12 protein-coding genes are annotated in these 20,661 nt (G+C 56.8%); 2 read left to right on the top strand and 10 right to left on the bottom strand.

Annotated features, from left to right (window positions below; all coding sequences use genetic code 11):
* Position 1 precedes the first annotated feature (1 nt).
* The 9 genes from PMN64_RS00370 to PMN64_RS00330 all read right to left on the bottom strand — a co-directional run bounded on the left by PMN64_RS00370 (position 2) and on the right by PMN64_RS00330 (position 15,305).
* Complete coding sequence (locus tag PMN64_RS00370) at positions 2 to 5,368, bottom strand: hypothetical protein (protein ID WP_411779185.1); 5,367 nt, start codon at positions 5,366 to 5,368, stop codon at positions 2 to 4.
* Positions 5,368 to 8,304, bottom strand: a complete 2,937-nt coding sequence (locus tag PMN64_RS00365) for an SNF2-related protein (protein ID WP_411779184.1) — start codon at positions 8,302 to 8,304, stop codon at positions 5,368 to 5,370. Before PMN64_RS00365 ends, PMN64_RS00370 begins: the two co-directional genes overlap by 1 nt.
* An 832-nt stretch (positions 8,305 to 9,136) precedes the next feature.
* The gene (locus tag PMN64_RS00360; RefSeq protein WP_411779183.1) at positions 9,137 to 9,349 is read right to left on the bottom strand and encodes a hypothetical protein; all 213 of its coding nucleotides are present in this window, start codon (positions 9,347 to 9,349) and stop codon (positions 9,137 to 9,139) included.
* 95 nt (positions 9,350 to 9,444) lie between these two features.
* Positions 9,445 to 9,663 carry a hypothetical protein gene (locus PMN64_RS00355; RefSeq protein ID WP_411779182.1) on the bottom strand — a complete coding sequence of 73 codons (219 nt, stop codon included), beginning with the start codon at positions 9,661 to 9,663 and terminating at the stop codon, positions 9,445 to 9,447.
* Between the two features lie 435 nt (positions 9,664 to 10,098).
* Complete coding sequence (locus PMN64_RS00350) at positions 10,099 to 10,656, bottom strand: HD domain-containing protein (protein ID WP_411779181.1); 558 nt, start codon at positions 10,654 to 10,656, stop codon at positions 10,099 to 10,101.
* A gap of 78 nt (positions 10,657 to 10,734) precedes the next feature.
* Positions 10,735 to 10,881: a hypothetical protein gene (locus PMN64_RS00345; protein WP_411779180.1), complete on the bottom strand. Its 147-nt coding sequence runs from the start codon at positions 10,879 to 10,881 to the stop codon at positions 10,735 to 10,737.
* 191 nt (positions 10,882 to 11,072) lie between these two features.
* Positions 11,073 to 11,744 carry a hypothetical protein gene (locus PMN64_RS00340; protein WP_411779179.1) on the bottom strand — a complete coding sequence of 224 codons (672 nt, stop codon included), beginning with the start codon at positions 11,742 to 11,744 and terminating at the stop codon, positions 11,073 to 11,075.
* 40 nt (positions 11,745 to 11,784) lie between these two features.
* Entirely contained in the window at positions 11,785 to 12,987 is a 1,203-nt protein-coding gene (locus tag PMN64_RS00335; RefSeq protein WP_411779178.1) for an McrC family protein, read from the bottom strand.
* A 143-nt stretch (positions 12,988 to 13,130) separates the two neighbouring features.
* Positions 13,131 to 15,305 carry an AAA family ATPase gene (locus PMN64_RS00330; protein WP_411779177.1) on the bottom strand — a complete coding sequence of 725 codons (2,175 nt, stop codon included), beginning with the start codon at positions 15,303 to 15,305 and terminating at the stop codon, positions 13,131 to 13,133.
* A gap of 98 nt (positions 15,306 to 15,403) precedes the next feature.
* On the opposite strand from PMN64_RS00330, the gene PMN64_RS00325 reads away from it, so the two are divergent.
* Complete coding sequence (locus PMN64_RS00325; RefSeq protein WP_411779176.1) at positions 15,404 to 16,195, top strand: hypothetical protein; 792 nt, start codon at positions 15,404 to 15,406, stop codon at positions 16,193 to 16,195.
* A 57-nt stretch (positions 16,196 to 16,252) separates the two neighbouring features.
* On the opposite strand, the gene PMN64_RS00320 is transcribed toward PMN64_RS00325, so the two are convergent.
* On the bottom strand, positions 16,253 to 19,591 hold the full coding sequence (locus PMN64_RS00320; protein ID WP_411779175.1) for a TM0106 family RecB-like putative nuclease: 3,339 nt from the start codon (positions 19,589 to 19,591) through the stop codon (positions 16,253 to 16,255).
* A 71-nt stretch (positions 19,592 to 19,662) separates the two neighbouring features.
* Here PMN64_RS00320 and PMN64_RS00315 point away from each other — a divergent pair, with 71 nt between their 5' ends.
* A complete protein-coding gene (locus tag PMN64_RS00315) occupies positions 19,663 to 20,658 on the top strand; it encodes a helix-turn-helix transcriptional regulator (protein ID WP_411779173.1) in 996 nt (331 codons plus the stop codon).
* Positions 20,659 to 20,661 lie beyond the last annotated feature (3 nt).

The raw sequence follows: 20,661 nt of genomic DNA, 5'->3' as shown, positions 1-20,661 counted from the left end.
CTCAGTGTGTACCAAAGCGCGCGGCGAATCTGGCCCAGGCGCGGCGGTAGTCATCCTCCCGATGGACCCTGGCAAAGGGTGGATGGAAGGTCTTCGTGACAGTGGCAAGGCCGTTATCAACCTTCCACGATACGCTAAGTGGGCTAACGCCATCATAGGTTTTGCGTGCCTCGCGCAACTCCTTGGCGCCTGGATCCTTGCGCACTGTGTTGGGTAAGCGCCGACCCTTGGCATCGTATTCGTCTGCATTTTCGTACTGCCGCATGACCGCGAATTGAACCCGATAGATCGTGAGCAACTCCTCGAGAGTAAGGTTTAGAGATTGTGCCACCAGTACGTCGATTTCTAAGAGGGCCTGGCGTCGCGCGAAGTCGCTACGAAGCGCGCATCCCCGATGCCACTTCTTCGGAAGATCGAGCCATGGCAGCTCGTTCTCACGCAGCAGGCGCGGGTCGTCGGAAGCCCAACACTCAACCGATACCGCGTCCGACATGTTACGCTCCCACAAGGGCGCGTAATGTTGCGTAATCGAAACAAGTCGGAGCATACGCGACACTCCAGCACGCATATGTGGACCCAAGAGAATTGGGTAATGCTGAGTCACGTCGCCTCTAAAATCAATCTTTCCAAGTTGCTTAGCAATGAAATCAAGGACAATCGAACAATTTGAAGTAAGAAACGCCAATGCAATTGCCTCTTCCTTGAAGGCAATGGAGAATATAGAATCAATATGCGTTACTCCTGGCGGGATGAGCGTCGGCATAAGCGTTCTCAAATTTGCAGGATTTCCCTTTCTCCTGTGCGCATAACGGAAATATTGAGTAATAGGCATCGGCAAGCCGCGTCGCTGCAAATCATCCGGCTCACCTTGAACTAACGAAACGCTTCCATATTTCTCGTTGAATTCGGTCGACTGGAATTGCCCACCGTTGTTTCTTAACCAATTTACCGCACCAACGACGTCGCCGTCAGATTCGATGAAATACCCGTATCTAGTTGAGGTGTGAGGACCGGACGGACCTGCTTCCGCGACAAAAAACTTTATGTTTTCCCCGCACAAGGACTCCCAAAGCTCTCGGTCTTCGTCAGAAATCGGCCAGAATCCCGGAAGACTTGGCTTTGGCCACAGCTCGATAGTTTCTCGGAAAATTGTAAGGTCGTCGGTCGCATCTCCGGGTCGGTACGCCGAGCGAGGCAAGTAGTCGTCAGATATTTCTGAGATGTCGATCCCATCAAACGAATTTTTGGTCCTAAATTCATGACGAGCAGAGCCATACCATGGCGTCGCCACAAATATCAGCGGCCCCAATAGAACAAGCTCATCCGTCGATTTAGGAGCGGTTGTCGGATAAGCAGTTCGTGTAATTGCCTTGTCACGTTGCGCGTATGACTCGTGAAACATTTCCGTAGAGCAATATTCTCCGGAGAGCGATCCGAGGCGTACTTCCGCCGATCCCAACTTTTCAAGCACCGATAGGATTGATCGTCCGTGGATCTGCGGTAGGCGCACTTGGGCCGAAGCCGTGTTCCCGGCTTCGAAGACCCGACTGATCTTCCCAAGGTCAGCCTCGGTAATCGTAAGCAATCGCTCAGGGTGCCCTCGTGTTTCCCAGTTACCCTCTTCTGTTTTTATCCCCGGCAGAGTCCCGAATTTGCCGGACGTTCTACACTTGTAAAGGGTGTTCGGATCGTAAAGATTGAACGCAGCCTGGAATCCAATAGCTCCAGCAACGCCGCTGTACACGTTGACGCTGAAGCTCATGTGATGATCAACGTCCTGAAATAGCGAGAACTCATTCTTGAACTGATAATGTCCCCGCAACCTCCGATAATACTCTTCCCGAAATGGGCCACCCTTCGGGTCATCGAAGACGCCCTCGGGGTGAAGCAAACCAGAAGCGCCATTCTGGCCCAATAGATCCCAACTCCGTGCGATGAAATTCTTGTAAAGATTAGTCTGGACGCCCGCTAGGTAGGGATACAGGGTCCTATCATTGAGAAATGAGGAGAGACCTTGGGTAAGTCCGAAGAGCGACCTGTACATTGAACGACGACCGTCGTCCGCCAGAAGCCCGGGCCGCGCCTGATTGTAACCTGCGCTCTTTGTAATTCTCACACCTAATAACGGTTCAAACTCATTGAGGAGCGGCGCATCATTCCAGCCGACTTTAATCCAAGGCGGATTGCCCACAATCAGATCGATACCGCAAGGAACAGGCAGCTCTTCCGTCTTTGGTCCAAGTAGTTCCGTGAAAGCCAGTTCCCAATGGTGGAAATGCTGTTTCTCCGCAGCTTGCCGCCCGACGAGCAGGCAGGGCATGGCTTCACAGAGCTGCTCGACGTCGGGCAATTCATCCTGCGCGGCGGTAAAGAGCGCCTCAAGCTCGGCCTCCAATCCCAACTGAACGGCCAGCATGGCGCGCGCCTCCCGTGTTCCGATTTCGGTGCCGGTCAGGATCTTCAATGCAGCAAGCCACGCCAGCCGGTCCGGTAGGTCGGCCGATCGCTCAAGTGGCCAGAAGTAGAACGCGCACCAGGTATCCATGATGAGCTTCAGCCGCTGGAAGGCCCCCGAGCTTCTTTCCAACGTCCAACGAATCTCCTCCTGTTGCTCCAGCGTCGGCCCCGCTTTGAGCGCCTCATCGCTACCAGCTGGCTCTGGCCAGACGGTTGCCGTGCAGGCGGTGCGTTCGAGCGCGCGGGCGCGATCGCGCGTATAGCGTTGCCACAATTCGTCAATCGTACGGCTGATCGCCTTGCCGGCAGCGATCTCCGCCTCCGACCATTTTTTCCTGACCTGCTTGCTATTCCAGTCGTTCCCGACTTTGCATTCGTCGGGCCAAAACTGCTTCATCAGTTTGTCGCGACATGCCGGGACCACATCCTGACCCCATACCAGGAAATGGTAGATTTCGTTGTCCTGGCGAGGCTCACCTGGTTTCAGCGTGCGCGGGGCCGCCGCGTCCTTGCCGAGGTGCATGCCGTCGCGAAGTTGCTCGCTTGTCCACACCGCGCGCCGCGCGCCGATCAGACTGTTGCCGGTACGTAGCCGCAGGCCGAACCAAGGCACGGCGCCGGGACGGTAGCGGTCAGGTTCAGCGCCCTCGCCTTTGCGAATCAGCAAGCGGTGCATGCTGCCAAGCCATAGGGACAGGCCACCCAGCTCCACCGCAGTCGGATTGAGATCGACGCCGTAGACGTTACGTGTAGCAATGAAGTGCTTGGTGCGCCGCAATTCGTCTTCGTAGCGGCCGGGCTCGATGATCAGACCTGTCTGCGCCTGCTTCAAGCGTAGATATTCGTGGGCGAGCTGGTCGCACATCTCGTTGATGAAGGCGGCCGAACCCATTGCCGGCTCGCAGATCGTCAGCGACAGGATGCAATCGGCATCCTCCGGGCCGAAGCCCTTCAGCCGCTCGTTCAAGACCTCGCGCACCAGTGTGCGGGTCAGCACCTCCGGTGTGTAATAAGAGGCGGAATTGACCCGATCCATCCCGTTCAAATGGAGGATGAACTCACCCCGCGGATAGATTCGAGTCTGACGCGTGCGGCGTTCGACTACGATCTCACCGGGAACAAAATCACCCGCGCGGGTCTCAGGCACAAACCAGGTCTGAACATCCGTCGGAATGTCGTCGTCGAAGGTGAGCTTGATGCCGTTAGTAGAACCGTTCGAAGGGTCAGCCGCGTCCTCATCGCGGTTCTCTATTTCTTCTTCGTCTGAATCCTGCTCGGTGTCGTCTTCGTCGATCTCTGAATCGATCGCAGCGCCCCGTGCGCCCTTCTTATCGAGAGAGCGATGGACCTGGATCAGGTTCTCGCGGGCAAAGAAGCCCGAATACGACAGCAGGCCTTCATAAACCGCGCCGAGCTGAACGATACCGAGCTCCGCATAGTTGATGCGCCCGATCGACTTGCCTTTCTCATCGGTACCCAGGCTTAGCGCGCGGATGACCCGCTGCAGGCGGAGGTTGGACAGATCGGCGCGGTCGAGCAGCGGCGTCGCCGAAGGATCGAACAGTGTGGCAGTCAAGGGGCGGATGACAAAGGCATCTGTCATCCTTGCCTTGCTTTCGACCACCTTGCGGCCGACCTGATCGAGACGAAGCTGTTGCGGCTTTGCCGATGCGCCATCGAACAAGACAAGCTGCTCCGGCTTCACAGGCACCCAGGGTTCGGCCGAGTCGGCGATCGCGGGCGCACGGATAGGCTCGAAGCCCTTGTTGATAAGGGAAAACAGCCGCTTCAGGTGCGCGTGGTAGTAGGTACCATCTTCGGCTCCGACCGGCATCTCGCCAGAATCGGCTAGATCACGCAGGGCCTCCAGGCTGTAGCCGAGGCGATAGACATCGTCGTTGATCGGAAGAACGCCCAGTTCGCCGCCCCGCGCTTCGGCATAGAGACAGAACAAGATGCGGTAAACGAATACGAGCGCCTCGTGACGCAGATGCTCGGCGGTGACGTCCCGCTCGCCATCGGGTAAGGCGGGCTCCGCCTCGGCGAGGCGGGTATAAGAGAGCTTCTTGGCGCGACGGCTGTCGACCCAGCCATTGCAGACCTCTTCGATCGCGCGCCGTACAGCTCCCTGCAGTTTGGTTGAAACTCCATGGGTGAACTTATGACTCTGGCTTTCGAGCGTGTCGTGTAGGACCGTCGCGTTCTCGCCGTCAGGGCACAAGGTGTCTTTCGAAAGAAGCGCGGCCATGGCGTCAAAAACTGACGTCTCCTTGCGTCCAAAGGCGTCGTCGAGATCGAAGCTGACCCAGCGGCCTTGCGCAAAAGTGTTGCGGTCGAACAGATGGATGCTCGAGCCCGAGAGCAGCATCACCCAGCGGGGGCTATCCTCCTCGCGCAGCAAGCGGCCAACGGCTTCTCCCCACGCCCCTTCGAGGGTTGGCGTGCCGTCGGCGGCGGTGCGTGCGGGCACCGCTTCTTCGAGCGGATCCTCGGAATTCCAGTCTGACGGAAGGGCCGCCTCTGGCAGGCAGAAGGGCGTCTCCGCCACCACCAGCCACGGCTTTCCATAGCGCGAAACCTGCGCCAGAACCGGCAGCACGACCTTTTCCGCGTCAAGACGCAGCAGAGCGGGAGCGGGCTCATAGCCGAGCGAGCGCAGCAGCGTATCATGCCAACCCGCAAGCTCCGGCTCTTCGGCATTCGACCGGTGCGTCGTGATATCGTGATCCAGCGCCTGAGACTTTGCCTTGAAGTATGTGTCGCCCAGGGCCTGCAGGCGCCTCGGCACCGACCGCGATCCGAGGTCACGCCAAGTCTTCACTGGTTCGGCGATGTCCTTGGCAAACTGGGCTTCAAGATAATGGGCAGCGTAGTATTCGCCGATATTATTGATCGCAGTGTCAAGCGGCATCAGCGGACCCCCTCGATAGCCAGAATGAGCCGGGTCGTCGGCTGGTCTGCCGCCTCGAAATGCGCAAGTCTCCAGTTCAGGTTGCGATCCAGAACATATTTTTCGGCTTCTTCGAGCGACTGGCGAGCACGGATGGCTTGTTGGCTGGTCGGGCTCAGATCAGCCAGTTGATCATTAATCCGATCACGTCGCTGGGCGAGCCAGTTTTTCAGTCGCGATTCCTCTCTTTCCAGCAGCGGTCGTAATTCGGTCTGGCGCTCCTGCTTGCGCGCTTGCATTCGATCCAGACTCTGATTGACCGCAGCTGCGACAAAGCCCTTGAGCAACGGCTCCGGCAAAGTCCCGCGTCGGCCGGTATCAGCGAGATCATAGAACCGGGCCCTCGCCAGCGCCTCCCTCAACGGCATCAAGTTGATCCGCCCGCCCTTCGCAATGAACACGGCGTGAGAATCGGCGATGAGCGGCGTGCCGGCTCGGGAACTGACCTGACCAATGAAGCAGAAGCACATTTCGCCTTCCGGCAGATAGGGCGAGGCAATCATAGGCGCCTCGCCGCGCGGCATCAGCATCATCAGCCGCTCGGCCAGCCAGCGCATGACGGGATGAAGCTCCGTCAACAGCAATTCGTCGCTCCATTGGCCCCGGAGCGCACGCGCCGCGCGGATCGCGGTGTCGACCCGGTCGGGATCGTTGGTGAGCCGAAGCCGCCCATCCTCAGGCCAGGCCTCCTCAGGGATAGCGGTCGCGCCGAACACGATGCCACGCCCCGCCTCCGGCGCACCAAGGCGGCGTTTCAGGTCGGATGGCGGAGTGAGCAGGAACTGATGGGAGGTCTTTTCGATAGGGTGGTAGGATCCGTCGCCTGACATCTGACTCAGTAGTGAGAAGCCCTCCTCGAGGAAGCGGACGTTCTCGTAAAGGCGAACCCTCGACGTGTCTCCGGCCTTCTGCGCCAGCTCTCGTATCAAGACTTTGTCGTCATCGTCGAAGAGATCAGCCAGCTCCGCCATGGCCTGCTCTGACGCCAGCCGCAGCATGTCCTCGACGGTCGAGGACTCGGAGCGATTGGCCTCCGGAAGGTCGAGCACGTCCTTGTTGCCGCCGAGCAGGCCCTTCTCGGCAACGAATTCCTCCTCACGCTCGGCATCATAGAGCTTCAGAACGCTCTCGCCGTTGCGGGCGGTTCGGTTGATCTCCTCGACCTTGTCGACGAGCCGGCCGAAAATGGCCTGATCGCCCTTCAACTCGCCCACTTCCGTTAGCACCATCAGATAGCGGATTTCAGGGACATGGTGCTGGCCGAATCGATCGATCCGGCCGTTGCGCTGAATCAGCGTGATGATCGACCACGGCAGATCATAGTGGATGATATGCCAGCACTGGTGATGCAGATTGACGCCTTCGGACGCCACGTCGGTAGCGATCAGCAGGCGTATTGCGGCGTTGCCGGTCCCGAACGCTTCGATCGTCTTACCGAGCCAGACGTCCGGCATCCCACCGTCTATCGTGGCCATGACCTGCCCTGGCTGGTCTTCGGGCTTGGCCGACCAGGCCAGATCGAAGCTCTGGGCCAAAGCCTTCGCGAGCGCCGACTGGGTGACCGTGCTCTCCGTAAACAAAAGCACGCGTGGACTTGCCGGGCCACCGTCCCAACCAATCTGGCGCAGCTGCTCGATCAACAGCTGATACCTTGTCGATTGTTCGATCGAGAAGGCAGCCAGCTCGTCCTTAAGGCCGTCCAAAGCCGCGATATCGGCGGCGTCGCCGTGCCTGCGGCGCAAGCCCGCGAGGCTGTTCTCAACGGTCGACAGGCAGGCCTCCGGACTCGAGAGAAAGCGCTTGTACAGCCCCCAACGCAAAATGGCGCTGCGATCACTTTCGTCCATGCTACTGCGAAGCGCCGCGAGCCGGTGATAGATTGCCTCTTCCTCCGGGCTCGCCGGCTTCGCTGTTTCATGCAGAGCAACAACCCGCCGATCGCGAAAATCTTCGCCGGCCTCATTGCGTACGTCCTCCTTGAAGCGCATTAGGAAGAACGGCTTGATGTCATCGGCGGAGTATTGCTGGAACTTCGGATCCGGAATCGCTGATGGATCGAGCAGGGAGATCAACCGGCCAAATGTCTCGCGTTTTCCGTTATGCGGCGTTGCCGTGGTCAGCAGCATGCTGTCGGCTCGGCGCGACAGCAGCCTCGCGAGCCGGTAGCTGTAGTTCCTTTCGGGATTGGTCGCACCCGCGACATTGTGCGCCTCGTCGATGACAACGACGTCCCAACGCGTATTCTCCAGGAAGTGACGATATCGGCCGACGTCCTTGAGCGTATCCATCGAGATGATGATGCGATGATAGACCTCGAAAGGGTTCTTCGAGGCGGGGATGCGCAAGCGCAAGCGAGCAAGGCCCACCGAGTCCAACCTAACCAGCGGAATAGCGAAACGATTCCACAACTCGGCCTGGAACTGGGTCAGCATGGACTTCTTCGCCAGCACAAGGATCCTGTCCGCGCGGCCTCGGCGCATTAACTCGGCCAGGATCATTCCCACCTCGATCGTCTTGCCCAATCCGACAGCATCGGCGAGCAGCAAACGGGGCCGCATCTGCTGCAGCGCCTTCTCAACCGCCTTCACCTGGAAGGGCAGCGGCCGAAACGCGCCGATGCCATTGACGTCAGGATGAGCCGCCGTCAGAGGCATCTGCCGCAGCTGGGCTTCAAGGAACAACTTGGCCCGCTGGAAGCCGTGGCTGCTGTCCCGAACCAGCCTTGTATCGCGTGGGTCGATGGGTATGACGTCGTCAAGATCAGTGACGAAAGCGGCCTCATGGCCACGGACCATCTCATCCGCACCAGTGCAGAAAGCAATTTGGGACCCGGTGGTGAAATCGACGCTGTGAACCCTGGTGACGAGCCATTCCGCATCGCGGCAGAGAACGCGCATGCCGGGGGTCAGCAAAGGGACTGGGGATAACATCAGCGTCGGATCAACTCCGGTCCGGCGAACGCGTGTCCGCGTCGGCATTTGGGTGGGATGCACCGAGCCCTTAGAAGGCAGCAAGACCGAGCGCGGGCGTATTGAAAAGCACCGTGGCAACAGGCTCGTTGACGGTACGATATGAGATAGCGAGTAACGTTCTTTTGCCTTGTTCGCGAGTCATTCGATAGTCTTGCTGAGGACCAACTCTTGCCGTGTTCAAAGAGAGCTGAGAATGTGCTACACATTATTTGGTTGCTCTGCGCTGCACGTACCACGCGTCGATAGCACATGACCTGAACTTAAGGTAGCGCGATTATATGCCCCTGATTTCGCGCTGCCGTTATAGTCGACGGCCAAAGCTCCTTCAGCGAAATAGTCCACCCGCGCCTCTAAAAGTAGTCGGCGCGACATTCGACGCGAATTGCGCACCTGAGGAGTTGAATTAGAGGCAATCATTCTACTGCTCAGCGCCACGAACCAGCATGAGCAGCCTCTGAAACTCGGCGTTGTCGCCGTCGCCCTTCCAGAAATTGATGAACTGACAGACCACTTGAAGATTACCCACTTCGTAGTGCCTGCGCTATCGATACGATCGAGCGATGGTACCTTCGCGCCCGCGCGGCCGCTGAACTCTCCCGCTCACCTGGCTTGGTCAGTCGCCCCTCGCCGCCGCACTTTGGACAGCGCGCCGGATACATTTTTCGGCCGGGAGCGGTCTCTCGCGCAGGAGGGTATCCCTTTCCGCCGCACGCCGCGCACTTGACCTCGCTCGCCGCGTCGTTCGCCTTCGGACTTCTCATGCCTCGCCCGATTGGCCGTAGCTGGGCGCGGCATTGCTCTTCGGAAGCGGTAGAGGACGGTCAATGAGCCGCGAGGCCTTGGAGGGTCCGCCCGCCTTGGCGTCGTATTTGTCGGCGAGATCCAGGAGCCGCTTCCTGGTGCACGGATCGGCCTTCTCGGCCAAATCGCGGACGCGCAGCGCCTGCTCCCTGAAAAATACATGGTCCATGAAATGCCCCCAACGCAACAGCAATGGATTTCAGTATATGCCTCCTGCCGCCGTCAAGCCGGCGAAATGCGGCAGGTCACCGATACGCACTGCGTTTACGAGTTGGACCGCCGATCTATATCGAGTTGCTTGAGCGTTTCCGCGCACAGCCGCTTCGGGTCGTCGATGCCGGTTTGGCCGATCTCGATGATCTTCCTCGCAACCATATCCGTGATCGGGTCGTTGCGGTCCACCAGATAGAGCGCACGCAGCGCTTCTTCATAGGCCCGGTTGAGACGCGCGACCGTCTCCGGACTTGTCGCCGTGCCGCTCAAGTGCCGGCTTATCGGCATCTTTTCCCTGCCCCAAAACGGGGCCAAGTCTAGCGCCAAGCCTGGAGGGGCGCCATCACCAAGTTCGGCGCCAGCGCCAATTCTGAAGGCAAACGCCGATGTCGGGGCCTTCGAGGCGCTCCGGCAGCCTCGCGGATTCCCGGTAAGACCCGCGGCGTCAGAAGGCAAATTACCTTCTCACGAATGCAGCCTGCTCAGCCCTCGTTCGGCTCACGCACGACCGGCTCGTCGGTGTGGTCTCTTCTTCATCCCCTTCCTCCTCGTCCTCTTCGTCGTCATCAGGATCTCGGGGTGGCGACGCGTTGCCCACAATCGAAGGCACGCCAGTCGATCCTGGCGGCAGGTCCCTCGGAGAGGTGCGGGGGTCAGTTTGTTGCTCCTCGAAAACGAGGTTCAACGCCCGCTGAAGCGGAAGGATCAACTCGGAAGGTGGGAAACGGTCATCGCGAGTTGACGAGCCAACGGCCCGGGCAGGACCACGTCGAAAATCTCACTGAGCTTGCGGTAATACCAAATGGTCCCGTCGCGCCCGCCTGTGAACCGGTCCCACAGTTGGTCGCCGATGTTGCGATAATCGTTCAGTATCGCCTCGGCATTGTCGACCTTGTCGGCAAGGGACACGAGCAACGACGAGGGCGCCTTTTTCGGCAGGAGCGAGAGATAGGCTTCCTTCCGCGGACGCCAGGCCGGCTTCGGCTCGACCCAGGAATCGGTACAATCGGCCACGATCTGCGCGACGTCGCCGCCGAACCGTTTCCTGACCTCTTTGAGGGTTGCTTGGCCTCCCTGATCCTCGGCGGCGTCATGGAGAAGCCCGGCGATAGCCTGAATCTCGTTCCCGCCGGCGGACAGCACGCGACTGGACACGCTCAACAGATGCGCGATGTACGGCGTCTCGCTTCCTTTCCTAACCTGCGTCCGATGAAGATCGGATGCATAGACAAGGGCCTCATCATATAATTTGGAAAGCGCCATCGATTCTCCTTTTCATGGTATCCGGCTGTTTTGGCATCGTGCGTGGACCACCTGCCGGTACGGGTTTTGCGGTCCGTCCTATCTTAACGAACATACGGCATCGTCGATCTTGCAGCTGACGCCCGAGAACTTCGGCCAGTTGCATGCAACGTGGGATTTCACCATTGCCTCGGCAATGTCGAGCTCACCGTGAAAGCACTGCGCGATGATGCGGTAGCGGCTCATCAGTTTCTATCGTCGAGTTTTGTTTTCTGCTCGCTCAGTATTTTGGGTCATTTGACATTGAGAAAATGCGCGCTCAAGATCCTTCGGGTAGTTTGCCTGAGCCACCAGACATGAACAGAATGTACTCTTTGGACTTGGCTTCCGCCGCAATCGCCCCGTCGTATGGTTGCAGTGATGTTGCAAAGGTCTCCTTACTCAACAACCGGGTAGGCTACGGGACCCCACTCCTGCTGCGGGTTGTCCATCATAATGTCGATGAAGATCGGAAGCAGCCAGCCGATTACACCCGCGCCATCACGAACCTGGTCGCGATTGATAGCGCTGTTCCAGGTCGCCCCACCGTGTACCAGATGATTGCGAAGTACATAAAGGCGATCAAAGACGATCGACAACAAGCGTGAAGTATCATGCTGCGCGAGCGTGCTTGCCAAGGCGCGTTGGCTGGCGGCCAGACGTTGCTCCCAGTCAGAGTAACCAGGCACTCCGTTGTGATGGTTCCAGAACGGAGCGAAGACATACTTGTTGTCCAACAGCAGCCGTATTTCGTGGGGGAAGCGTTTCCAGACAACCCCATAGATCTGGTTATCGACGTCCAAGCCAACCAGCGCGTCGAAGTACGCCTTGAATGCCCCGCGCTCGCTATTGATCGCCGAACTTATATCGGAACCGTATGCAGAGTTGAACCCGATCCACAGCAGAATGAATCGGACGTCAGCGTCCTCGACCTCATTCTCCGCCCGGCCCAACCAACTGATGGCTCGATGTACCCGCAGGGTCAGAGACGACGGAAAGTCAGCTCGGACCGCACGCTGCTTCTCCTTCAGCCTTGCAAAATTCAGCAAAGCGTCGTGTGGCCTTGCCATTTATGCTGCTCCTGACATGGACTGGTCTTCATCTCATACTCTATGCTGAAGCAAAACCAGCCTGTGCAGAGCTTAGCTGTGCGGCAGCCAAGTCGAAGGGCGTTCCCGTATCGAAAAGGAGCGCTCTCAGCGACGATCTTGCCTTCTTGGGGTCCGCAAGCCCAATGGTCGCGATTCCGATCAATTCGTCCGGCTTGTTTGCTATCTGGAGTATAGCCGCCATACCCTCCCGTTCAGCCAGTTCGTGATGATGGGGATAGAGCAGCATCAGCCTATTGCAATCGTAAACGTGTCCGTAGGCCATCATCTGATAGATATCTGCCTGCCCTACTCCTCGTTTCGGATCTTCAATTGCGCCTCTTAGTCGCTTCCATTTGGTGTCAACCACTAGAATAGGCTTCCCAGCTCGACTGACGACGATATCAGGCCGGGTTGCGAAACGGCGCGCACCAGTCTGCCGGTCGATCAATGCATGGCGCAGCGGACCTTGGAGGTGAACGCTCAGGTCCGTGTCGCGCAACAAACTTTTGAGCATTCGCCCAATGAATTCCTCAAACAGCTTGTTCATCTCAAATAGAAGAGAAATTCCCTCGAAACCTCCTGTCGTTGTCGATTGAAAGCGGCCCTGAAGAACCAACCTGGCAAATCTTAGCAGCTCAGACCAACGCGCGTTTGTGCGGTCTAGATAGACCGAATCCCAACGGAGAGACCTTGCCGGCATAGTCGCGACATCCTCGTAGGCGAATGCCAGTTCGATCAGTCGTCTTTGATTTTCAGCGTTGGTAGAGATTGCCAAGAGGCGAATGATCGTTGCCTTTATGATTTGATTTAGAGCAATGTCTCGGCTGAGCTCGTCAAATCGACACGCCAGTCTCTGCGGGCTTGCCGCCAGCACCGTGAATTGGCGCAACACGTCAAGCCTTCCGCGCAGCTCCGGCAAGTCATCCTCATGTCCGACGTACCTCCGTGGCATTCCCTGTCGCAGGGTCGCAAAAAGCTTGTCGCAAAATAGACGAATCAGTATCTCGAGCAGATTTTCCTTCTGCCAGTCCACATTGGCCGCGGAGCCAGCTGAGATGTCCAAGTCAAGCACAACAGATAGCATGTGAATAAGACTTCGGCGGATCGCTTGATCTTCTGCCGTTCCCTCAATCTTCGGAAGGATCTCAAGTGTTACCCCCTTTGCCACCAATATTCCGACAACCTGCTGAGCGCGGAGCCTTGAGGACCCATCAACCAGCACCTTGTTACTCTCCTCGCCTCCCAGATTCGCCGCACCGGCGACTCGTAGCAGGCGATCAGCAAGAGGCCGTGTGAAGGCGTGTGGCCCGCTAGAAGCCGCCTCTATCGGCAAATAATCCCACTCCTTTACGGTTCGATGGATCATTACCTCAGGCCGTCATAAGCGTTTCCGGCGAAGGTGGAACGGATCGTATAGCGGAAACGATCCAGACCATCCTCATCCGATATGGTGCCAGGTCGCGGCAGTCTGGTCCGATCGATAAAGCTCCCCTGGTCGCTTGATTCCCCGAGCACCAGTCTGACCTTCTCCCAGTCATCGTAAAAATACTCTGCAAGCAGAGGGATGACCTTGTCGCGCATCACGAGATCAAGTTTCTCGCGCGTGTTGCAACCCATGAAATAGGCGTGGCCGATCTGATGTTCGCGATCAAAGAGGTATTCTATTCGCTCGTTGAGCCTGCTTAAGACGACCCCGAGATCAATTCCCTCGATCTTATCGGATAGAAGCGCCGGGTTCGGCATCAGCTCCTTGAATCGGAACCGCCTGCGCAACGCTGTGTCCAAGAGAGCAATTGAGCGATCTGCGGTATTCATAGTCCCGATGATGTGCAGATTTGCCGGCACTCCAAAAGCTTCCCCCGAATAGGGCAACGTCACGGTAAGCCCATTTGTGGTGCCGACACGCTTATCGGGCTCGATGAGAGTTATGAGTTCGCCAAAGACTTTCGAGATGTTGGCTCGATTAATCTCATCGATGATCAGAACATATGGAACGAGCGCCTGGCCGGGGTGGCCAGGCTCCGGCTTGCCTTGCTCGCTGAGAACATTTTCGAGCGCGGCACGATTGACCTTCTTTTCATCGATCTTGTACAGGGCCTGCCTGCCGAATTTGGCTGTCAGGATCGATTCAACGGGCAGCGGCCGGTCCAGTACACGCAGCCATCGTACTTTGCGACGATGACGGTACTGACTTGCATCTGCTGCGAACTCGTAGGGTCCTGTCACTTGGCCGACCGCGCGAAACTGGCCGTTTCCATAAGAAATGATGACGATATCGCCGATCTTCATCACGTTGCGCAAACAGAACGTCTGCACCACGTCGCCGCCGTGACTGCTTATTCCTGGCTTGATTGCCCGCCACTTTTCCAAGATTGCGTTGAAGTCCTCATAGGAAGGATCGCTCCAATCGATATCGCCTCCCCAACCGAGCGCAATATATCCCTTCTCAATTGCCTCGCGGTATACGTCGTCGTCTTCGTTGGCCACTCCCAGCGACATCTTGAAGTAATTGGGATGCCCAAGCTGCACGGTTGACGATCGAGCATAACTTGCCTGCTGAGCCAGTGTTGATATGCGTTTGAAGATTCCATCCTTAGGCTTCAGGCGAAATCCTGCAGATACCGCCTGTTCGCCGTCTTCCGGATCGGTTTCCGGCCTGAGCCCCTCAACAAACTCCTCATAGCTGTAGCTTTGGTGAAACGTTACGAATGCGATGCGACCAGCTTCCTTGAGGGCGTTGAATCGCGCCATAACCTCTTGCCGATTGCTCCCTTCAGGCAATTTGCCATCACAAAGCGCCACCGCTTCTTCTGCAGTGGCGTAGGTTTTGCCCGTACCCGGAGGTCCATAAAGTATCAGATTGGTTGCCTCTAGCTGCGGCACAGGCTGCTCCCCACCATTGGTCTCAATGTTTTCATTGTCGGCTTTTCCGGCTTGATTTTCGTACCAACGAAGGACATCCCTTAGCTGAGAGACGCTCTCCAGTCGCACGCTTCTCACCCGCTTTGGATATCCCAGGCCACGAAACTCCTGGTTCGGCTCATGCTTGAGCCGGTTCGGAAGATTCGAGTGCCTGCCCTGATTTGGTTCGTACAATCTCTGTTCAGCGGCCGGAGCAGTACGCTCGTCGTCCTCCAGCCATAGCTGCACCCTGGGTATGTCTCTTTGGAGCGCTATCGCTCGCCCATCGGGGAGGACGAAGGAAGCCATCTTGTCGCTGTCGACATCCAGTGCACCGTACCGGGTGCGCAGTTCAGCCTCTGCGGTGGCCACGCTGAACGGAGCCTCCTCGTTAAGTTCAAAAGTAAACATGACAGTTGAGCTGTTAGCTGGTCCATCCCTCGAGATTTCTCGCGCGCCAGCTTCCGCTGCAAACTTGTTGCTGCCGATTGCGCTGCAAACGGCTGGCATTGCATTCTCCAACTCCATTTCGCGATGCACACCACCTGCTCTGATCGATACCCTTCGCTCGCCGCGGGCGCGCGCGGGTGCTATGTAGCGATCTATGACGAACCGGCGAATGTCGTCAGCTTGACCCATCTTCATTCCTTGCAAAGTTGACTGTAATTAAGAAGGAGATTTCTAATTGGGATATCTCCCGAAGTGATTTTTCCGAAACAGCTACTTTGGAGTAGCGCATGGCCACTTGGACTTTCATCCCCCTTGATTACGTCAGACAGGAAGGCAGCGATGTCTTCGTGACCTCGACATCACCTTTCAGCGTAGAATCGTTAGGCAAAACGAGTCCGGCAGAAAACTCGGAGCGGCAAGCGTATTTTGAAGGGCTATTGCGAAGCATAGCCTGGCACCTCGGGTCGGAGCACGTTCCTGTGTTCCTTAACTTCAATGGAGAGAACCGCCGGATGGACAAGGGGTGCGTTGGCCATGCGGTAGCCGCTGGCGTATTGCAGCCTCCCCGAAATGGGCCGGACGGATACGTCGCAAGCGTCACTCTCGTGACCAAGTCCGGCAGCGTATCAGAAGCGGGAGCGAGCGATGTTAGTCGTTTCAAGCAAAGTTACCGCGCATATGTCTTGAGCAAGTTCAAGGATTTCGAATTAACGGTCCAGGAGGGGAATGATAAGGAGTACTACTTCAAGGGTCGAGACTTTCCACCTCACATGCGACTCAAACATAGCTTTACATCCTCGGCCGTCACTCTCGTTTGCGAAGGACCTTGGAAGTCCATCGCACGCACAGCTCTGACAAATAACATACCCGGCTCGCTATCGATTGATGTTCACAAAGGTACGCTACATTTGTCGACCAAGGTCTCGCCCATCGACTTCAGGAAGCCCGTTGAAGATCAGACCGGCATCATCGATGAAGTGATGGAAGCCGCTCGTCGGCTGTTGCCGTACGCCATTGCGGTACAAGAGGCGGCGCGGATCGATCAAAGCTCGCGGTCTAGCCCGCGGCTTGAGGACTGAATCTGCATGGCGGCCAATCATTGAACTTTCCCGGAGAAAACGCCGTTAGACCTTTCGTCAGCTTGCAACAATTTGCCTCCCATACTCCCGCAAAGCGCATAAACTGTTCACGAGCCGCATGTCATCAACTGTAGTGCAGGCTACTTCGAGCAACCGCGGCGAGGCGAACACCAGCGCAAGAACTTGGGCTCGCGATATGGCGACGTTGATACGATGAAGGCTGAACAGAAAATCTACGCCACGCGGAAGGTCATCACCGGATGACGTGGTCATAGATACCAGGCAAATCGGCGCCTCCTGTCCTTGGAACTTGTCGACCGTACCCACGCGAGCACCGGCCGGGAGCCCCGACTTGAGCAAGTTGACTTGTAGATTGTAGGGGGCGACGACAAGGATGTCGGCAAGATCCAGGCTCCGTTCTATACCATCTCGATCTCGAAACCTCGCGCCAACGAGACGATTGATTTCCTCGTTAATCGCGGCGACTTCTTCCGTCGACGACTGGCTATTTCCGACGTGAGGAACTTCAATCAAGCGGACACCTGACAGATTCGAATAATCAAGGATTCTCTGGTTAGCAGCGCCCTTGTCGCTCGTAAGCCGCCCCTCGTAGACGATGTCGGAAACAAACCTGCAAACATCAGGGTGCATACGACGAGATACCGGCAGGAAGATCCCTCTGTCAGGGGGTACCGTATTGTGGCCGGCAAGCAGGTATTCGAGCGCGGAAAGACCACTCTCTCCGGGATGCACACCTTGTAGTGGCTGAGCCAACTGCATAGGGTCACCGACCAGCACGATGTTCTTCGCGCAGGTAGCCATCGCTACAACGTTGGCAACCGAGACCTGTCCAGCCTCGTCTACAAACAGGTAGTCGAAGCTTGCATCGAAACCTGCTCGAGAAAACAACCAAGCCGTGCCGCCAACCACCGAAGCCTCAAATAGAATCTCATCGTCATTGCTCTCTGTTTGGTACATTCGATCCGAGTAGGCGTCTGCGACTTCATCCCCACCTTTTTTCGCTACCGTGATATCCACACCAGCCTCGCCCGCGCGATCGAGAATTGCATAGAGCAGGTTGTCGACGGCCTTGTGGCTATTGGAGGCGACGGCGACGCGTTTTCCCTTCTTTACCAGAGCAAGAATGGCGCAGGAGCTAACGTAAGTCTTGCCCGTGCCCGGAGGCCCCCGTATTGGCAGCACAGTGCTCTTGAGGCCATCGATCGCACCTACAATCTGAGGCACGAGCGGCATGGCTGGATCGATCAACGCCGACTGACTGCCTCCATTTGAGGAACGTGGTTTCTTCTTGAGAATGAAATCCAAGATGGCCGGATATCGCCCGTCATCACGGATGAAGGAGGTAACGACGCGCTCAATCGCGGTCTCAATCGCATCGGTATTCAGCGGCGGCCCAGGCAGTATTGATGTCTGGTCAGGGGCAGCAGCAAACCTAGTCTTTGGAAACTTCACCCTGGCTGTTCGTCGCCCCTGGTCGATCTCCATCGCAGTGACAGGCGCCGGCAGACCATTCCACTCCACATGGCAAGAACCTGGTTCGATTTTGGTTTCCTGCTCCGGGAATTCATAGGTACGCTCCCACGATCTTCCCGTTTCGACAGCACGCGATTTCGCAGTGAGATCTCCAAGGCATTCTAAGTCGTCGACAAGCTCCTCGGGCTCTTTGCCTATTTTATCGAATATGGACCACCAGGCTGGTTTTCTTTCGCGGTCGTGAAAATGAACAAGGTCAAACAATAGACCAGCCACCCTATCGCCGCAGCGACCGGCGACCACCTTGAGCTCTTCTCGCAGAGCATCCGCTGCCGCCTGTTCTTGGTCCACCACGACGAGATCAAAATTTCCAGGGTTGCTCTTCGCGCCAATGGGTCGCCACGGCATACTCGGCGGCCTTACTGAGGAGACAAGCCAGTCCCGAAGCTTTTGCGTCGAGATACAGTCAACTTGATTGTAGTCTCGAATCTCCTCGAGGAGCTTCGGATCTCCGGTCTCACGCCAGTGTTCGTATGCGACAACACTCCCCCCGGCGGTCTTAACCTCGCCAGTTCGCTCTTCCATATAAAAGGCTTCAAGGCTCTTGAGAGAGTAGTTTGGTTCTGATGCGATGAGCGCCCCGGAAACGACGGTGTAGAGATCGACGAACCGGTTTTCCCGAAGCATCTGATCCAATAGCGCCTCGCCGATCCCATGACTGCTGGTCAGGCGGCGCAAAGCAGATATTTCATAGGCGGCGTAGTGATAGATATGAGCCTTGGGAAACTCTTTGAGGCGATTTTCAAAGAAAGCCATGAGCCGACGGAGCGCTTCTCCCTCTTCTGCGCGATTGTGCGCCCAAAAATCTTCAAACCGACTATGACCGCTGCTCGAGAACCAGATGCCGTGGAGATATTCGAGCCCGCCTTCGTAAAAGGGATCGCCTTCGATATCATAGAACAGATCAGCGGGATCGGGCTTGGGAAGTAGAGCGAGACCACGGTCGGGAGCGGTCAGCTTCAGTTCAAACGTTGGGGGACCTCCGGCGCGCCTTGCAGATTGCAGACGCGCCTGCAGCGCCAATTTCCTCAACGTCGCTTCGGCCAGGCGTGGAACGCGTTTGGAGCGCCGCCCTAACTCAGTCATTGTTGTCACGCCGGATGCGAGCAGCTTATGCCGCTGGCTTCGAGATATTGCTGCCACAAGCGCAAGGCTGTCAGTACTTTCCCACTTCTTGTCGCAATCCTCCCGCCAACGGCAGAGCCCACACATCCTAACGGGCTCTGGAAAAGTGGAGGTTGGATGGGCCACGAAATGTTCAAGCCGAGCGCGCGCGTGACGAGCATAGGCAGCATATTCAGGAAGCCGAAATGAGAAGCGAGCGCCATTGCCCAATTCAATGTGGGCTTGGTCTGGCTCACAGCCTTGAATATTGGCCAGGAGGTCAGAGTAGAGAACAAGCTGCAGAATATGCTTCGGATCTGGCTTACGTTTTAATTTGGTGTCGACAACCTCGTATGAAAAACCTCCCAACGTTGAGGGCTTTTCAGTCCTAATCAAAAAATCGGACCAGCCGCCCCATGGAGGAGAAAGGAATGCTCCTTGAAATAGCACCTCTGCTCCTTGGACGAGGGCTTCACGCGTCGCTCGAGCTGCTGCGCCTAAATTCTCCTGGCGACTAAATTCGATAACTGAATGACGTTCGGCTTTTAGCCTGGAGAGAAATCTTAATTCGTGGTCGTCACCCTGCTTCTGGAGGATCTTTGCATCTTCGGAGTCCTCCGCAGGAACGAGCGGCTCCCCCCTGATGTAACGAAGATCCATCGCGGTCGCATGATTGCAACCCATGAACCGCATCAGGTCCGATGCGGAAAGCAAGATATCTTGGCCTTCGATTTTCACGTGCAACCCCCCCGTGCACGGTATATTTATAGGCGGGTGGTGACAATATGTGTCACCCCTCAGGGGGGTCCATGTCTTTCGAGAAAGCCCAGCAATTGCTGGAGCTTGCGACTTTCGTAGCATCCCGCCGCATGGGCGTCACTCTAAATGACGTCGGCGAGCGATTGGGTATTTCCAAGCGAACGGCGCAGCGGATCCTGCACACGCTGGAAGTGCAATTTCCTGACACTGAATCCAGTTTTGACGAGAACGGCAACAAGCGCTGGCGGCTTCAAACCGGAGCGCTGCGCGATCTCCTGACGCTCACGCCTGACGAGTTGGCCGCACTCGACCTATCAATCGAAACTCTCGAAAGAAACTCCCTAGGTATGGAAGCTGATCAGCTTCGCTGCCTTCGAGAAAAAATATTGGCTCTTGTGCCCCACAATAAGATCGCCCGGTTAGAGACGGATCATGAGGCCTTGCTTGAAGCGCAAGGTCTTGCGGCCCGCCCGGGACCAACCGCGCGACTGACGCCTGAAATATCTTCGAAAATATCGATGGCTCTGAAAGGCTCGGAGCGCTTGAAAATCGTCTACCACTCACGACGCAACTCCGAGGCAACTGTGCGGGTAGTTGAGCCTTATGGCGTATTGATAGGAATGCGACGGTATCTGGTCGCAAAATCATTGAGCGATCCGGACGGTCCCCTCCGCTACTTTGTGGCGGACAAAATCCAGAGTGCAGAACTCACTGGCGAATTTTTCGAACGCGACCAGAATTTCGATATCGACCAACATGCCCAAAAAGCCTTTGGCGCTTTTCAAAACGAGCAGGAGTTTGACGAAGTAGTCTGGAAATTCAAGCCATCAGCTGCAGCTCATGCCCGTGACTTTCTCTTTCACCCGGCACAGATACTTGAGGACCAACCCGACGGATCGCTAGTGGTGCGTTTCAATGCGTCTGGGCACCTCGAGATGTGCTGGCATCTCTACATGTGGGGCGACCAGGTCGAGGTTCTGGCACCCTTGGCATTGCGAAAAATGATCGAACATCATCAGCGAACAGATTTCCATGCACTGCCCTAGACC

Origin of the sequence: Bradyrhizobium sp. UFLA01-814, assembly GCF_046718885.1 — a bacterium.
GTDB lineage: Bacteria > Pseudomonadota > Alphaproteobacteria > Rhizobiales > Xanthobacteraceae > Bradyrhizobium > Bradyrhizobium elkanii.
This window is presented reverse-complemented; position numbering and strand designations above follow the sequence as displayed.

Bases quoted from the DNA above. Each gene is read 5' to 3' on its own strand.
- PMN64_RS00325 (WP_411779176.1), top strand. From the start codon at position 15,404: ATGGCCACTTGGACTTTCATCCCCCTTGATTACGTCAGACAGGAAGGC.
- PMN64_RS00330 (WP_411779177.1), bottom strand. From the start codon at position 15,305: ATGGGTCAAGCTGACGACATTCGCCGGTTCGTCATAGATCGCTACATA.
- PMN64_RS00360 (WP_411779183.1), bottom strand. From the start codon at position 9,349: ATGGACCATGTATTTTTCAGGGAGCAGGCGCTGCGCGTCCGCGATTTG.
- PMN64_RS00345 (WP_411779180.1), bottom strand. From the start codon at position 10,881: ATGAGCCGCTACCGCATCATCGCGCAGTGCTTTCACGGTGAGCTCGAC.
- PMN64_RS00340 (WP_411779179.1), bottom strand. From the start codon at position 11,744: ATGGCAAGGCCACACGACGCTTTGCTGAATTTTGCAAGGCTGAAGGAG.
- PMN64_RS00370 (WP_411779185.1), bottom strand. From the start codon at position 5,368: ATGCCGCTTGACACTGCGATCAATAATATCGGCGAATACTACGCTGCC.
- PMN64_RS00350 (WP_411779181.1), bottom strand. From the start codon at position 10,656: ATGGCGCTTTCCAAATTATATGATGAGGCCCTTGTCTATGCATCCGAT.
- PMN64_RS00365 (WP_411779184.1), bottom strand. From the start codon at position 8,304: ATGCGCGTTCTCTGCCGCGATGCGGAATGGCTCGTCACCAGGGTTCAC.
- PMN64_RS00315 (WP_411779173.1), top strand. From the start codon at position 19,663: ATGTCTTTCGAGAAAGCCCAGCAATTGCTGGAGCTTGCGACTTTCGTA.